The organism is Pseudoxanthomonas sp. 22568 (assembly GCF_052044485.1).
Classification (GTDB): Bacteria; Pseudomonadota; Gammaproteobacteria; order Xanthomonadales; family Xanthomonadaceae; genus Pseudoxanthomonas_A; species Pseudoxanthomonas_A beigongshangi.
In genome coordinates, this window is sequence record NZ_JBQENC010000007.1 from 217,111 (window position 1) to 232,292 (window position 15,182).

General features: G+C 70.2%; 15 protein-coding genes, 1 other RNA gene, 1 pseudogene and 1 riboswitch. Of the genes and pseudogenes, 4 read left to right on the forward strand and 13 right to left on the reverse strand.

Translation table 11 applies throughout. From position 1 onward, the window contains the following. Positions 1-214: 214 nt before the first annotated feature. The 3 genes from rnpB to rsmI all read right to left on the reverse strand — a co-directional run bounded on the left by rnpB (position 215) and on the right by rsmI (position 2,355). Positions 215-565, reverse strand: an RNA gene (gene rnpB / locus ACTJI2_RS11315) — RNase P RNA component class A. A gap of 15 nt (positions 566-580) precedes the next feature. Beyond that, positions 581-1,453 (reverse strand): alpha/beta hydrolase, encoded by an 873-nt coding sequence (locus ACTJI2_RS11320; protein WP_440842124.1) that lies wholly within the window; start codon positions 1,451-1,453, stop codon positions 581-583. Positions 1,454-1,530: 77 nt separating this feature from the next. Beyond that, positions 1,531-2,355 (reverse strand): 16S rRNA (cytidine(1402)-2'-O)-methyltransferase, encoded by an 825-nt coding sequence (gene rsmI / locus ACTJI2_RS11325; RefSeq protein ID WP_183639039.1) that lies wholly within the window; start codon positions 2,353-2,355, stop codon positions 1,531-1,533. Between the two features lie 193 nt (positions 2,356-2,548). Here rsmI and ACTJI2_RS11330 point away from each other — a divergent pair. The 4 genes and pseudogenes from ACTJI2_RS11330 to ACTJI2_RS11345 all read left to right on the forward strand — a co-directional run. Then, positions 2,549-3,796: pseudogene (locus tag ACTJI2_RS11330) on the forward strand (penicillin-binding protein activator); the annotation flags it as partial. Then, positions 3,786-4,172, forward strand: a complete 387-nt coding sequence (locus ACTJI2_RS11335; protein WP_183639044.1) for a YraN family protein — start codon at positions 3,786-3,788, stop codon at positions 4,170-4,172. The pseudogene ACTJI2_RS11330 and the gene ACTJI2_RS11335, both read left to right, overlap by 11 nt. A 34-nt stretch (positions 4,173-4,206) precedes the next feature. Further along, positions 4,207-5,589, forward strand: a complete 1,383-nt coding sequence (locus ACTJI2_RS11340) for an FAD-binding oxidoreductase (RefSeq protein ID WP_440842125.1) — start codon at positions 4,207-4,209, stop codon at positions 5,587-5,589. After that, positions 5,586-6,416, forward strand: a complete 831-nt coding sequence (locus ACTJI2_RS11345; protein ID WP_440842126.1) for a hypothetical protein — start codon at positions 5,586-5,588, stop codon at positions 6,414-6,416. The genes ACTJI2_RS11340 and ACTJI2_RS11345 overlap by 4 nt, the downstream gene beginning before the upstream one ends. Positions 6,417-6,571: 155 nt before the next feature. On the opposite strand, the gene thiL is transcribed toward ACTJI2_RS11345, so the two are convergent. From thiL to glyA, 10 genes are all read right to left on the reverse strand, one after another. Continuing rightward, positions 6,572-7,546: a thiamine-phosphate kinase gene (gene thiL, locus ACTJI2_RS11350; protein ID WP_440842127.1), complete on the reverse strand. Its 975-nt coding sequence runs from the start codon at positions 7,544-7,546 to the stop codon at positions 6,572-6,574. A gap of 10 nt (positions 7,547-7,556) precedes the next feature. Further along, complete coding sequence (gene nusB / locus ACTJI2_RS11355; protein ID WP_249888679.1) at positions 7,557-8,018, reverse strand: transcription antitermination factor NusB; 462 nt, start codon at positions 8,016-8,018, stop codon at positions 7,557-7,559. Positions 8,019-8,040: 22 nt separating this feature from the next. Beyond that, complete coding sequence (gene ribH, locus ACTJI2_RS11360; RefSeq protein ID WP_183639053.1) at positions 8,041-8,508, reverse strand: 6,7-dimethyl-8-ribityllumazine synthase; 468 nt, start codon at positions 8,506-8,508, stop codon at positions 8,041-8,043. Between the two features lie 75 nt (positions 8,509-8,583). Beyond that, entirely contained in the window at positions 8,584-9,681 is a 1,098-nt protein-coding gene (ribB, locus tag ACTJI2_RS11365) for a 3,4-dihydroxy-2-butanone-4-phosphate synthase (RefSeq protein ID WP_440842128.1), read from the reverse strand. Next, positions 9,678-10,289: a riboflavin synthase gene (locus ACTJI2_RS11370; protein WP_183639057.1), complete on the reverse strand. Its 612-nt coding sequence runs from the start codon at positions 10,287-10,289 to the stop codon at positions 9,678-9,680. The genes ribB and ACTJI2_RS11370 overlap by 4 nt, the downstream gene beginning before the upstream one ends. 148 nt (positions 10,290-10,437) lie before the next feature. Beyond that, positions 10,438-10,583: riboswitch (FMN riboswitch) on the reverse strand. A 97-nt stretch (positions 10,584-10,680) separates the two neighbouring features. Next, a complete protein-coding gene (locus ACTJI2_RS11375; protein ID WP_192197973.1) occupies positions 10,681-11,445 on the reverse strand; it encodes a class I SAM-dependent methyltransferase in 765 nt (254 codons plus the stop codon). 14 nt (positions 11,446-11,459) lie between these two features. Continuing rightward, positions 11,460-12,566 carry a bifunctional diaminohydroxyphosphoribosylaminopyrimidine deaminase/5-amino-6-(5-phosphoribosylamino)uracil reductase RibD gene (ribD, locus tag ACTJI2_RS11380; RefSeq protein ID WP_440842129.1) on the reverse strand — a complete coding sequence of 369 codons (1,107 nt, stop codon included), beginning with the start codon at positions 12,564-12,566 and terminating at the stop codon, positions 11,460-11,462. Further along, positions 12,563-13,093 (reverse strand): GNAT family N-acetyltransferase, encoded by a 531-nt coding sequence (locus ACTJI2_RS11385; protein ID WP_440842130.1) that lies wholly within the window; start codon positions 13,091-13,093, stop codon positions 12,563-12,565. The genes ribD and ACTJI2_RS11385 overlap by 4 nt, the downstream gene beginning before the upstream one ends. A 3-nt stretch (positions 13,094-13,096) precedes the next feature. Next, positions 13,097-13,633 carry a transcriptional regulator NrdR gene (gene nrdR / locus ACTJI2_RS11390; protein WP_183639066.1) on the reverse strand — a complete coding sequence of 179 codons (537 nt, stop codon included), beginning with the start codon at positions 13,631-13,633 and terminating at the stop codon, positions 13,097-13,099. A gap of 210 nt (positions 13,634-13,843) precedes the next feature. Continuing rightward, positions 13,844-15,097: a serine hydroxymethyltransferase gene (glyA, locus tag ACTJI2_RS11395; RefSeq protein WP_183639067.1), complete on the reverse strand. Its 1,254-nt coding sequence runs from the start codon at positions 15,095-15,097 to the stop codon at positions 13,844-13,846. Between the last annotated feature and the right edge of the window lie 85 nt (positions 15,098-15,182).

Consider the following 15,182-nt stretch of genomic DNA (forward strand, 5'->3'; position numbering starts at 1 on the left):
CATCGGGGCCCGAAGTTCGCGCAGCGAACTTTGGGGTTTACTGGCACGACAAACGCGTCACGCGGCTCGACCTGTCCGAAAGCACAAAGCCCCCTGAGTCAGGGGGCGAGTTCGCGCCAGCGGCGCGAACGACGGGGGTATGGAAGTGCGCATCGGGGCCCGAAGTTCGCGCAGCGAACTTTGGGGTTTACTGGGCACAAGCCCAGTAAACATGAGGCGGAGCCGGCCGATAAGCCGGGTTCTGTCTTGGACAGTCATTCCTCTAGGCGCAGCGTCACCGCTACGCTCAAGCAACCTACCCGGAGGCACCGCGGGCCGCGGCATAGCCTCCCTATTTGGTCTTGCTCCCGGTGGGGTTTGCCGTGCCGGTCCGTTGCCGGACTCGCGGTGCGCTCTTACCGCACCATTTCACCCTTGCCACGCACTCCGGAGAGCCGTTCGGCGGTATCTTTCTGTTGCACTTTCCGTCAGCTCGCGCCGCCCAGGCGTTACCTGGCACCGTGCCCTGTGGAGCCCGGACTTTCCTCGGCATGCTTGCGCATGACGCGACTGTCTGGCCGGCTCCGCCGCGCGCATTGTCTCATGGCGCGCGCGGTTTGGTGATGAACCCGCGCTGTTGCAGGAACGCGATCGCCTTGCGGTCGGCGTCGGCGTCGATCGCCATGTCGATCGCCTTGTAGTCGGGCTCCTCCTGCTGCTGCAGGTTGCGGGTGAACAAGTGCCCCACAGCCGGGTAGATCACCAGCTCGCAGACGTTTCCCGCCTGCCGCATGCGATCGCAGAAGCGGGTCGCGCCCGCAGCCGGCGTTACGCTGTCCTCCGCCCCCTGCAGCAGGATCGCCGGTGGCAGCCCGGCGCGGACATGCCGATCCGGCGACAGCGCCGCCGCCTGCGCGGGGCCGCCGCTGAGCCGGGTGAACCAACCATCGTTTGCCACCGCCACGGCGGGTGACCACAGGACCAGCAGATCCGGGCGCGCGGACATCGATGCGCCTCCCGGCTCGTCGAACACGGCCGTCGATGCCGCCAGATGGCCGCCCGCTGAAATGCCGCCCGCCGCCACCCGTGCCGGATCCACCCCCAGCTCCGCGGCGTTGGCGCGGACCCAGCGGATGGCCGCGCGCGCATCCGCCACCGCGTCGAATGGCGTGACCGTCTTCTGATCCGAGAGCCGGTACTCCACCGAGATGGCGACCATGCCCTGCTCCGCCAGCAGGCGCGCGGTGGGATGGATCCAGGACGCCTCGCCCACGGACCAGCCCCCGCCATGGAACAGCACGATGGCCGGGCGTGGCGCGGATCCGGTCTGCGGTTCGAACATATCCAGCCGCAGGCGCTGGCCCTGTTCCATGTCGACGAAGTGTTGCTTCGGGGGAGCCGGCTCGGCCGCGTGCGCCGTCCATGGGGCAAGGCAGAACACCAGCGTCGCGAACGCGGATCGGATCCTGATCATGGCGGCTTCCCCGGAAGTCGCACGCACGTTAGCAGTTTCCCGGCGACCACAGGACGACGCTCCCCGCCGGAGTCTCCTCAGTCCTTCTGTCCGTACAGCGCCTTGCGCGGCGCGCCGGTGATTTCCGCCGCCAGCTTGGCGGCCGCCGACGGCGGCAGGTGCGCGTTGAGCAGCGCATAGACGCGGCGTCCCTCGGCGATCTGCGCATCGGCGTCCTCGCCGGCGCCCTGCACGATGACCACGAACTCGCCCTTGCGCTGGTTGTCGTCGGTATCGACCTTCCGCTGCAGATCGGCCAGGTTGCCGTCCAGCACGGTCTCGAACAGTTTGGTCAGCTCGCGGGCCAATACCGCCGGGCGATCGTCGCCGAACGCCGCGCGCATGTCCGCCAACGACTCGGCGATGCGATGGGAGGACTCGTAGAACACCAGCGTGCGGGTTTCGCCGGCCAGTTGCGCGAGATGATCCCGGCGCGCCGACGCCTTGGCGGGCAGGAATCCCTCGAACACGAAGCGATCGCTCGGCAATCCGGCCACGCTCAGCGCGGCGATCGCCGCGCAGGCGCCGGGCACTGGACTGACCGGGATTCCGGCCGCGCGCGCCGCGCGCACCACGCGATAGCCGGGATCACTGACCAGCGGCGTGCCGGCGTCGCTGACCAGCGCCAGCGATTCACCTGCCTGCAGGCGCGCCACGATGCGCTGGGCCAGTGCGTCCTCGTTGTGTTCGTGCAGGGCAACCAGCGGCCGCTCGATGCCGAAATGCGCCAGCAGCTGGCCGCTGCGGCGGGTGTCCTCGGCGCAGATGGCGGCGACCTGGCGGAGGGTCTCCAGCGCCCGGGGCGACAGATCCGCCAGGTTGCCGATGGGCGTGGCGACGATGAACAGGGTTCCGGCGGGCATTCAGTGGGGATCCTTCGGCAGGGGTAGAATCGTAGCCGGTTCCTCCGTCCTGTCGCCGCCGATGCCTATGGAAATGCGCTTCGCAAGGATTCTCGCCCCGCTGCTGCTGGCCGTGCTGTTCGCCGGTTGCGCCACCACCCAGGTCAGCGGCCCGACCACGCCGAAGGGACAGGCCTCCGCCGCCATCGCCCGTGCCGCGGAGCTGGCGCGGCAGGATGCGGTCCTCACCGGCCAGGCCCGCGCCGACAACGCGCGCGAGATCGATCGGCTGCTGTCCGGCCTGGACGACACCACCCTGGCGCGCGACGCCGCCGCCCTGCCGGCCGGCGATCCGCTGTACAAGTTCGCCGGTCGCGCCCTGCTGCGGCGCGGCCTGCCGCTGCCCCGTCCGTTCGATCGCGACCAATGGCAATTCGGCAACCGTCCGCCGGCCGAGCGCGACGGCTACCGTCCGCCGGTGAAGCTGGCCGTGCTGCTGCCGCTGTCCGGCGATCTGGCCACCGCCGCGCAGCCGGTCCGCGACGGCCTGATGGCCGGCTATTACGGCGAGAGCCGGCGCCGGCCGGAAGTGGAGTTCTTCGACACCAGCGGCACCGCCGGTGGCGCGATTGCCGCCTACGGCCGCGCGGTCGCCGCCGGCGCCGATTTCGTGATCGGCCCGCTCGGCCGCGACGAGGTCAGCGCGCTGTTCCGCGAGCCCGCGCTCAAGGTGCCCACGCTGGTGCTCAACCGCGGCAACGTGCCGCCGCCGAATGGCATGGCCGGCTTCTCGCTGACCCCGGAAGACGACGGCATCATGGCCGCCGAGTACCTGCTCGAGCGCGAGCGCCGCAACGTGCTGGTGATCGGTGGCGCCGACGACAACGGCCGGCGCGCGGCGCAGGCGTTCGCCGAACGCTTCAGCGAGCGCGGCGGCAAGGTCGCGGCCAACCTCAGTGTCGGCGACACGCCCGGCGATCTGTCGGCGGCGCTGGCCTCGGCCGCGCAGGCCAATGTGGATGCGGTGTTCCTGGCGGTGAAGGGCGCGACCGCGCGCGTGCTGGCGCCGCAACTGGCGCTTGCCGGCCTCGGCGGCAAGAGCCGGGTAGCCACCTCGCAGCTGCTGTCCGGCACCGGCAAGGTACTGGATGACGTGGCGCTGGACGGCATCGTGTTCCCGACCGAAGCCTGGACCACCCGCGGCGTGCCCGGCCTGCCGCCGGCCAGCGTGACCGGCGAACGCCTGGCGACCGCGCGCGGTCCGGCCGCGCGCCTGTTCGCGTTCGGCTACGACGCCTGGCTGCTGACCGCGTATCTGGAGAAGCTGACCAACGACACCAACGAGGGCCTGCGTGGCGCCACCGGCGTCCTGCGCCTGGACGGCTTCGGCACCGTGCTGCGCTCGCCGGCCTGGTCGACCTTCCGCAGCGGCGCGGTGGTTCCCATCGCCGATGGCGGTTGATCGCCGCGCACAGGGTGCGCGGATCGAGCTGGCCGCACGCGGGTTCCTGATCCGCGCCGGCCTGCGTCCGCTGGCCGCGAACGTGAACTACCGCGGCGGTGAACTGGATCTGGTGATGTGCGATGAACGCCGCGGCGAGGCGGTGCTGGTGTTCGTCGAGGTGCGCCATCGCCGTTCGGATGCATTCGGCGGCGGCGCCGGCTCGATCGATGCCGGCAAGCGTCGCCGGTTGATCCATGCCGCCTCGCGGTTTCTCGCCGCCCATCCCCGCTATGCCGACCTGCCCTGCCGTTTCGACGTGGTCGATGCCCGCGGCGATCCGGATTCCCCGCGGCTGGACTGGATCGCGGACGCCTTCCGCGCCGACGATGCCTGAATCCCACGCCGGCCCGCTCCCTTAGAATGGGCGGGTGAATCCCTCCCTTCCCGCCTCACTGGATGCCGCGCTGGGCGAATTGCTCGGCGATGGCTGGCTGACCGACGCCGACGCCCGCCGCCGCTACGGCGAAGACAATTCGCGCCGTTTCGCCCTCGCCGACGCGGTCGCCCTGCCGCGCACCCGTGAACAGGTCCAGGCGATCGTGCGGGCGTGCCGCGAACACGGCGTACCGATCGTGGCCCGCGGCAGTGGCACCAGCAGTACCGGCGCGGCGATTCCATATGCCGGTGGCGTGGCGGTGTCGTTCGAACGGATGAACCGGATCCTGCGCATCGAGGCCGGCGATCGCTATGCGGTGGTGGAGCCCGGCGTGCTGAACGGCGAACTGCAAGCCGCGCTGGCGCCGCATGGCCTGTTCTGGGCCCCGGATCCGGCCAGCGCCGACGTTTCCACCATCGGCGGCAACCTCGCCTGCAACGCCGGTGGCCCGCACGCGGTGAAGTACGGCACCAGCCGCGACAACGTGTTGGGCCTGCAGGCGGTGACCGGCACCGGCGATCTGATCGCCTGCGGCAGCGTCACCACCAAGGACGCGACCGGGTACGACCTCACCCATCTGCTGGTCGGCAGCGAGGGCACGCTGGGGCTGATCGTGGAGGCCACCCTGCGCCTGTTGCCCAGGCCGCCGCGCCGCGCCAGCCTGCGCGCGCTCTATCACGACGTCACCCAGGCCGCGGCGGCGGTATCGCGGGTGATGGCGCAGCCGGTCGCGCCGGCGATGCTGGAGTTCATGGATCGGGCCTGTATCCGGCTGGCGCGCGAGGTCGGCGGCGCCGACATTCCCGACGCTGGCGCACTGCTGATGATCGAGGTCGATGGCGAACGCGAAACCCTCCCGCACGCACTCGAGGCCGTTGCCACCGCGGCCGCGGGCGACGGACTGATCGCGCTTGACGAAGCGCCGGATGAAATCGCGCGCGAACGCCTGTGGGCGGCGCGCAAATCGCTCTCGCCGGCATTGCGCACGATCGCCGACGGCAAGATCAACGAAGACGTCGTCGTGCCTGTTTCCCGCATCCCGGATCTGGTCGGTGGCGTCGAGAGGATGGCGGCGGAATTCGACCTGCCCATCGTCGCGTTCGGCCATGCCGGCAACGGCAACCTGCACGTCAACATCCTCTATGACCCGCAGGACCCGGCCCAGACCGCGCGCGCGCGCCTGGCGCTTCCGCGCCTGTTCGAACTGACCCTGTCGCTCGGCGGCACCCTGTCCGGCGAACACGGCATCGGCGTGGCCAAGCGCGATTTCATGCCGCAGGCCTTCACGCCGGCGACGCTGGCGGCGATGCACGCGGTCAAGCGCGCGCTGGATCCGGACGGCATCCTCAACCCGGGCAAGGTGCTGCCGCCGTGAAGCGCCTGGGGCTGCTGCTTGTGCTGGCGGGCGCGAGCATCGCCCACGCCGCCGCGCAGTCTCCCGCCAACGCGCCGACAGAACGCCCCACCCTGCGGGTCCTTCTGGTCGGCAACAGCCTGATCTACGTCAACAACCTGCCCGGCCTATTGCGCAGCCTGGCGCGCGCGCAGGCTGATGGCCCGCTGATCGAAACCGAAACCTACGTGATGCCCGGGGCCGAGCTGGCGCAGCACTGGAAGCGCGGCGCCGCGGCGAAAGCGTTGCAAGGGAGCCATTGGGACGTGGTCGTGCTGCAGGAACGCGGCGGTGTGCTGGCCTGCGCCGCCAGTCCCGCGCAGAAGGAGGAGGATGTCTGCCGCAACAGCCTGCGCGCGCACCGGCAGTTCGCCGATCTGGCGGAAAAGGCCGGCGCGCGGGTGCTGCTGCTGGGAACCTGGGGACCGGATGCGACCTGGCAGGACAATCTGGATCGCGGATTGCGCCAGGCCGCGCGCGTGACGCAGGCCGTGCCGGTGTTCGCCGGCCATCGCCTGCGCGCCTACCAGCAGGAACATCGCGACGTCGTCCTGTTCACCGACGACAGTCTGCATCCTTCGTTGCGCGCATCGTTGATCGTGACGGCGGCGCTGTATCGCGAGATGGCCGGCCACGGCGCACGCGCGGCGGACCTGCGCCTGGATTTCCCACTGCTGCCGCCCGGCAGTCGCATGGACGACAACCTGCCGCTTGAGCGCAATGAAGCGCTCAACGCGCAGGTGCGTCCGGTGACCCTCGGCGCCGCCGAATTGCCTGCCTTGCTGGAGGCTGCGGAACCGGATCTGTAGCGCCGAGCTTGCTCGGCGGTGTGTGGTGTCGGAAAAGCAGCGGAGCGAGCTCCGCTCTACGCGGGCGCCGGGTGGGTTTCCTGTCGCGTCGGGCTTGCTCGGCGGTGTGCGGTGTTGGAAAAAGCAACGGAGCGAGCTTCGCTCTACGTGTTGGTTCAGAAGTGGGTGTAGCCGGCGCGTGGCGGTTGCCAAGGGCGTCCTTCGGCGTCGAGGGCCAGCACGCCCGCGCCGTCCACGACGCGGCCGACGCGCGTCAACGGCAGGGCGAGCGACACGCCGAGTTCGGCCAATGCGCTCCGGGTGGAGGCCGGGGCGGTGAAACAGAGTTCGTAGTCGTCGCCGCCGGTCGCCTGCCACGCGAAGCGCTCCGATGCCGGATACGCACCCAACGCGGCGGAGGCCGGCAGGCGATCCAGGTCCACCTCCGCGCCCACGCCGCTGGCGCGACAGATATGGCCCAGATCGGCGAGCAGGCCATCGGAGACATCCAGTGCGGCGTGCGCGAGACCGGCGAGGCGGCGGCCCAGTTCCACTCGCGGCTCCGGACGATCCAGGCGCTCGCGCAGGTCGGCGGGCGGCGTGGGCAACAGATGCAGCGCGGCCGCCGCGTCGCCGAGCGTGCCGCTGACCCAGACGTCATCGCCGACCCTGGCGCCATCGCGCCGCAGCGCGCGACCGGGTTCGACCGTGCCGATCGCGGTCACCGCGATCGCCAGCGGACCGCGGGTGGTATCGCCGCCGATCAGCGCGACGCCATGCCGCCGTGCCAGCGCCAGGAAGCCATCGAGAAACGCGTCCAGCCATGCCGGATCGCTTGCCGGCAGCGACAGCGAAAGCGTGCACCAGGCCGGTTCCGCGCCCATCGCGGCCAGATCCGACAGGTTCACCGCCAGCGATTTCCAGCCGATGTCCCGCGGCGCGGTGGCTTCGGGAAAGTGCACGCCCGCGTTGAGCATGTCGGCGGTGACGACCAGTTGCCGGCCGGCGGGCGCTTGCAGCAACGCGGCGTCGTCGCCGATGCCCAGCACCACGTCCGCGCGCTGGCCGGCGCGCGCGCGGATGTGGGCAATCAGATCGAATTCGCCGGTGTCCACGGGGCGGGGATTTTGGGCTGCGGATCCGCTCCGCATCGCGTCGGACTCAGCGCGCCTTCGCCGAAGTCTCGGCCGGACGCCATGCGACCGCGGCGTGATCCAGCACGCCGTTGACGTAGGTATGGCCGTGCTCGGCGCCGAAACGCTTGGCCGTTTCGATGGCCTCGTTCAGGACCACCCGGTACGGCACGTCGAGACGGTGCAGCAGTTCGTAGGCGGCGATGCGCAGCACCGCGCGCTCGATCGGGTCGACCTCCTCCACCGTGCGATCCAGATACGGCGCCAGTGCTTCGTCCAGCTGCGCGCGATGCTTCACCACGCCGCGCACCAGGTCCTCGAAATATTCGAGATCGGCGATCTCGTGCGCCTGCTCGTGCGCGAACTGGGCGATCACCTGCCCGACCTCGCCACCGGACAGCTGCCACGCGTACAGCGCCTGCAGGGCGCGACGGCGCGCACGCGCGCGGGTCACGGGATCGACGCCATCTTTTCGGTACTGTCGGCTCACGGGTTCTCCAGCCTGAATGTGGTTACGGCAACTGTTCCAGCAGTTGCGCCATCTCGACGGCCGCGAGCGCGACCTCCTCGCCCTTGTTGCCATGGCTGCCGCCGGCGCGCGCCTCGGCATCCTCGATGCGCTCGACCGCCAGCACGCCGTTGAGCACCGGCACGCCGAAATCCAGTTGCACCCGCATCAGGCCCTCGGCGCAGCTGTCGGCGACATGCTCGTAATGGCGGGTGTCGCCGCGGATCACGCAGCCCAGCGCGATGATCGCGGCATGCCCGCTGCCCGCGGCCACGCGCGCGGCGGCCACCGGGATTTCCCAGGCGCCGGGCACGCGGATGACGTCGATGGCTTCCTCGCCCACGCCGTTGCCAGCCAGGCTTTCGCGCGCGCCGGCCACCAGCACGTCGGTGATGCGCGCGTTCCAGCGGCTGGCGATGATCGCGAAGCGGGCGCCTTCGGGGGCGCGCAGATCGCCTTCGTAGTGGGCCATGGGCAGGGTTTCCTTGGGGGTTGGGAAGTTTAGCAGGGCCGGCCCCGCGCGCCGGGGCCGGCCGGGTCGCGGGCATCAGGGTTCGACGTACTCGACCACGTCCAGGCCGAAACCGGCCAGGCCGACCTGGCGGCGCGGCGTGCCGAGCACGCGCAGGCGACCCAGCCCCAGATCGGCCAGGATCTGGCTGCCGGCGCCGTTGCGGCGCCATTCGGCCAACGCGCCGGCCCGGCTGGCCGGAGCTTCCGGACACTCCCGGATGCGATCCAGCAGCGCGTCCGGGGTCGCCGCGTCGCCCAGCAGCACCAGCGCGCCGCGCTCCTCGGCGGCGATCCGGCGCAGCACGTCGCCGATGGCCGGGCCGAAATCGGCGCGGCGCCAATGCAGGGCGTCGGCGAGCGGGTTCTGCATGTGCACGCGCACCAGCGTGGGCACGTCAGCCACGGCAGCGCCGCGCAGCAGCGCGAAGTGCAGGCCGTGGCTCAACCGATCCCGATAGGTGAACAGGCGGAAAGGACCGTGCTCGGTCTGGATGTCGCGCTCGTCCACGCGCTCGACCGTGTGCTCGGTGCTGAGCCGGTAGCGGATCAGCTCCTCGATCGAGCCCATCTTCAGGCCGTGCTCGCGTGCGAAGGCTTCCAGTTCCGGGCGCCGCGCCATGCTGCCGTCGGGATTGAGGACCTCCACCAGCACGCCGGCCGGTTCCAGCCCGGCCATCAGCGCCAGGTCGCTGGCCGCTTCGGTATGGCCGGCGCGATTGAGCACGCCGCCGGGTTGCGATGCCAGCGGAAAGATATGGCCCGGCTGGGCCAGATCCCGCGGCTTGGCATCCGGACGCACGGCCGTGCGCACGGTATGCGCGCGGTCGTAGGCGGAAATGCCGGTGGTGACGCCTTCGGCCGCCTCGATGCTGACGGTGAAGTTGGTGTGGTGCGGCGAGGTGTTGTCCTGGACCATCGGTGGCAGGCCCAGTTGCCGGCAGCGCTCGCGGGTCAGCGACAGGCAGACCAGGCCACGCGCATGGGTGACCATGAAATTGATGTCCGACGGCTTGACCAGCTCGGCCGCCATGATCAGGTCGCCCTCGTTCTCGCGATCCTCGTCATCGACGATGACGACCATGCGGCCGTTGCGGATTTCTTCCAGCAGTTCGGGGACGGTGGCGAAGCTCATGCCTGCGCCTCCATGTCGCGCGCGCCGAGCAGGCGCTCGACGTAACGCGCGACCAGATCGATTTCCAGGTTCACCGCATCGCCCACCCGCGTCTGTGCGAAGGCGGTGTGCGAGACCGTATGCGGGATCAGCGCGACTTCGAAGCCGGCGTCGTCGACCTCGTTGACGGTCAGGCTGACGCCATCGACGCAGATCGATCCCTTCTTGGCGATGTAGCGCAGCAGCGCGGACGGCGCGGCGAAGCGCCAGCGCTGCGCGCGCGCGTCCTCGCGGATGTCGAGCACCTGGCCCATGCCGTCGACGTGGCCGCTGACCAGGTGGCCGCCGAGGCGATCGGTCGGCCGCATCGCCCGCTCAAGGTTGACCGGCGCGCCGGGCTTGAGCCGGCCCAGGGTGGTCAACGCCAGGGTCTCGTTGGAGGCATCGGCCTGGAACGAGCCGGCGTCGAAATCGATCACGGTCAGGCAGACGCCGTTGACCGCGATGCTCTCGCCGGGCTGCACGTGGTCGAACGGCAGGGTTCCGGCCTGGATGGTCAGGCGGACGTCACCGCCACGGATTTCGGACGCGGCCAGCGCGCCCACGCCCTCGATGATGCCAGTGAACATCAGGGCACCTCCGCGCGCGCGGTCGGGACGGGAACAACAACAGGGAATACTGGGAGCATGAACGTTTCTCGCGGAAATGAAAAAAGCGAAAAACGCCCCAAGGCATTGAGGCAGGCGCAGGCCATCGCACACCTCGCGGTGCCCGCGTTGCCGTCTTCTTTCATCCGGACTGTGACCGTCGGCCCCGGCATTGGACCGGGTCTGCTGACCCTCCGGCGTGGCCGGAGGCGCTCGCGGGCTCGTGCTTGCGCACCTACCGCCGGTGGGGAGTTTCGCCCCGCCCTGAAGACGTCTTGGTTGCCGGCGAACCGGCGCGCGCATTGTAGCACCGCCGTCCGCCGCGCCCGGCCGGACGCTGTGTCGCGCCGGCCGCAACGACGCGAGGCCGGATTCAGGCGGGCTTGCGTCGCAGGTGCAGGACCAGCGGCCAGCGCATCCGCCGCACGCGCTGCGGATCGCCCCAGGCGGCGGCCAGTTCGGGGCCGTGGATTTCGATGGCGTCGCGGCCGGTGGCGGCCTGGAAGCACGCCGTCGCGGACAGGCTGGCGAAGTAGCCCAGCAGTTGCGGCAGGGTCCAGTCCGCGGTCAGCCAGAGGTCGGCCGGTGCCGGCATCGCCTCGAACGGCCAGTCGTAGCCGGTGTAGCCGACGTCCACGTCGTTGCGCTCCGGCGGCCAGTACGGATCGATGTCGTCGCGCACCGCCTCGGCCACGTCGGCGAGATCGTCGGAGAACACGATGTCCTGGTACGTCCATGCGGCCAGCACGCCGCCCGGCGCCAGCACCCGCTCGCAACTGGCGAAGAACGCCCGCCGGTCGAACCAGTGCAGCGCCTGCGCCACCGCGATCAGCTCGACGCTGGCATCGGCGAGCGAGGGCGTTTCGGCCAGTTCGACCGCGACGGTCACGTTGCCGATCGGCTCGCGCTGCGCCCAGTGGCGCGCGATCTGGGCCGCGCTGGGATCGGTGGCGTGGACGTGGGCGAAGTGCGCGGCCAGGCCACGGGTCGCCTGGCCGCTGCCGCAGCCCGGCTCCCATACCCGCGCGCTGGCCGGCACCACCGCGCCGATCGCGTCGTACAGCGTTTCGGGGTAGGTCGGCCGCGAACTGGCGTAGGTGTCGGCGAGCGCCGAGAAATGATCCTTGAAGGCGGCCATGGTCGGGGGCTGGCTCAGGTGGCGGGCACGGGTTGCAGGAGGAGGCGCTGATCCTCGCCAATCGCGCGCGCGTCGACAATCTTAAGTCGCGCGCGCTCGGCCATGCTCTGGATGCCCAGGCCGGCGAACAGCGGCCGGGCCTGGTCGCCCAGCAGCACTGGCGCGACGTAGAGCAGGACTTCGTCGGCCAGGCCGGCGGCGATGAACGCCCCGGCCAGGGTCGCGCCCGCTTCGACCTGGACCTCATTGACGCCACGCGCGGCCAGCAGCTCCAGCACCGCGCGCAGATCGAAGTTGCTGCCATCGGCCGGCGCCACCGCGCGCTGCGCGGCGATTTCGCGCGGCGGCTTGGCGTCGGCGGTATGGATGTACAGGGTGGGCGCGTCGCCTTCGCGCACCCGCCCGCGCGCGATGGTCGCCAGTCCCGGATCCAGCACCACCCGCAGCGGCGGCACGAACGGGGTGTCGTCCTCCAGCCGCACGGTCAGCGAGGGATCGTCGGCCAGCACGGTGCCGGCGCCGGTCAGGATGGCGCCGGCGCGCGCGCGCCAACGCTGCACGTCCAGGCGCGAGGCATCACCGCTGATCCATTTGGAATCGCCGTTGGCCATCGCGGTGCGTCCGTCCAGGCTGGTCGCCAGCTTGACCCGCACGAACGGCCGGCCGCGCTCGACGCGCGACAGGAAGCCGCGATTGAGCTGGCGCGCCTGCGCCTCCAGCAAACCGGACTGCACGGTGATGCCGGCGGCGCGCAGCTTGTCGAAGCCCGCTCCGTCGACCTGCGGGAACGGATCCCGCATCGCCGCGACGACGCGGGTGATGCCCGCCGCGATCAGCGCATCCGCGCAGGGACCGGTGCGACCGGTGTGTGCGCACGGTTCCAGGGTCACGTAGGCGGTCGCGTCCCTGGCGCGCTCGCCGGCCACCTGCAGGGCGAGCACTTCGGCATGCGGCTCACCGGCGCGCTGGTGCCAGCCCTCGCCCACCACTTCGCCGTCCTTCGCGAGCACGCAGCCCACCATCGGATTGGGTCGCGTGGTGTAGGCGCCGCGCTCGGCCAGGCGCAGGGCCTGCGCCATCAGCGCGTGATCGGTGGCGGTGAAGGCGTCGGTATCGGTCATGCCCGGGTTCCCGTGGTTTGGAGTGGATACGGCAGGGAAGGCGGCGGCGACTCCGCCACGTGGCGCGCCGGGACGATGCCCATGATGCTGATCGGCACGCCGTGCAGTTGCGCACGTTCCTCCAGTTCCCAGCCGAGCCCGGAATAGAAGTCCTCGTGCCAGAGGGTGAACAGGCGCAACCGTTCCACCCCCTGCGCCGCCGCATGCGCCACGGCCGCCTCCACCAGGTGCCTGCCGCCCCCGCGTCCGCGCGCTTCCGGCGACACGAACAGGCTGGCCAGCCAGGGGCTGCCGCGATCCTGCAGTTCCGGCGCGTCTTCCATCAGCAGGCTGACCGAACCCATCAGGGTGTCGCCATCCAGCAGCACCAGCGTGGTCGGCAGGGATGCGCGACGGGTGTGGTCTTCCAGTTCGGCGGTCGCCGCCGGCAGGGTCCAATCGTCGTACAGCGCCCCCCACTCGGCGTGATGCCAGCGCGCCAGCACGGCCACGTGCTGCGGGTGGCACCCAATCCATTCGATGCGCATGGCTCAGCGCTTCTTGTGCTTGTCGAGGTTCTTGTCGAAGGGCACGACTTCACCGCCCAGCAGCGAAAGCTGGCCGGCACCGGCCGGCAGATCGCGCTCGAGCTTCTCGATTTCCTCGCGGAAGTCGGCCACGTCCTCGAAGCTGCGGTAGACCGAGGCGAAGCGGACATAACCCACGTGGTCCAGCTTGCGCAGTTCGTTCATCACGAACTCGCCGATCCGCCGCGAGGGAATCTCACGCTCGCCGCTCATGCGGATGCTGTGCACCACCGCGCGCACCGCCGCCTCGATCTGTTCTTCCGAGACCGGGCGCTTCTGCAGCGCGCGATCGAAGCCGGCGCGCAGCTTGCGCGCGTCGAACGCATCCCGGCGGCCATCGCTCTTGATGACCGCGGGCAGTTTGATTTCGATGTTCTCCAGCGTGCTGAAGCGCTCGCCGCAGGCCTCGCATTCGCGCCGACGGCGAATCGTCGCGCCGTCTTCGGAGACGCGCGAATCGATGACGCGGGTGTCGGTGTGCTGGCAGAAGGGGCAGTGCATCGGCTCTGGGGCTTTCCGCCGCGGGGAGCGGCGGCAATGGGCGGGAACTCCACCCGAACGCCTGAGTGTACTGCCGCTGCCGCTCCCGGTCACGATCCGCCCGGGCCCGCGGGCGGCGAGCCCGACGGGATGGCGGAAAAAGCCGTGCCGCCACGGCGCCGCCGGACCAGCATCGCCGCCATCGTGGCGATGGCGGCGATGGTCAGCCGATCAGCCGTAGACCGGGAACTGACGGCACTGCAGGGTGACGTTCTCGCGCACGCCGGCGATGACCTTGTCGTCGCCGGGCGCGTCCAGCACGTCGCAGATCCAGTTGGCCAGGGCCACGCAGTCGGCTTCCTTGTAACCGCGGGTGGTCACCGCCGGGGTGCCGATGCGCAGGCCCGAGGTGACGAAGGGTTTCTGCGGGTCATTGGGCACCGCGTTCTTGTTGACGGTGATGTGCGCCTTGCCCAGCGCTTCCTCGGCGGCCTTGCCGGTGATGCCCTTGCCGATCATGTCGACCAGCATCAGGTGGTTCTGGGTGCCGCCGGAGACGATCTTGTAGCCGCGCTGGATGATGGTCGCGGCCATCGCCTGCGCGTTCTTCACCACCTGCTGCTGGTAGGTGGTGAATTCCGGCTCCAGCGCTTCCTTGAACGCCACCGCCTTGGCGGCGATGACGTGCATCAGCGGACCGCCCTGGATACCCGGGAACACGATGCTCTGCAGCTTCTTCTCGATGTCCTCGCCGGCACCCTTGGCCAGGATGATGCCGCCGCGCGGACCGCGCAGGGTCTTGTGGGTGGTCGAGGTGACCACGTGGGCGTGCGGCAGCGGGTTCGGATACACGCCGGCGGCGACCAGGCCGGCCACGTGCGCCATGTCCACGAACAGGTAGGCGCCGATCTTGTCGGCGATGGCGCGGAAGCGCGCCCAGTCGATCACCTGCGAATAGGCGGAGAAACCGGCCACCACCATCTTCGGCTTGTGCTCCAGCGCCAGCTTCTCGACTTCGTCGTAGTCGATCAGGCCCTGGTCGTTGACGCCGTACTGCACGGCGTTGAACAGCTTGCCCGAGGCATTGACCTTGGCGCCGTGGGTCAGGTGGCCGCCATGCGCCAGCGACATGCCCAGGATGGTGTCGCCCGGCTGCAGCAGCGCGAAATAGACCGCCTGGTTGGCCTGCGAGCCGGAATGCGGCTGCACGTTGGCGTAGTCGGCGCCGAACAACTGCTTGACCCGGTCGATCGCCAGCTGTTCGGCGATGTCGACGTACTCGCAGCCGCCGTAGTAGCGCTTGCCCGGATAGCCTTCGGCGTACTTGTTGGTCAGCACGCTGCCCTGGGCTTCCATCACCCGCGGGCTGGCGTAGTTCTCGCTGGCGATCAGCTCGACGTGGTCCTCCTGGCGACGGGCCTCGGCGGCGATGGCCTGGGCGAGTTCGTCATCGAATCCGGCAATACGGGTGGTGCTGGGGAACATTCGCGGGGCCTCGCAAGGGGAAGCTGAAGGAAAGATGAGACCAGGCCGAACCGGCGGACCGGCGTTCAGGCGGTCGGGATAAGAC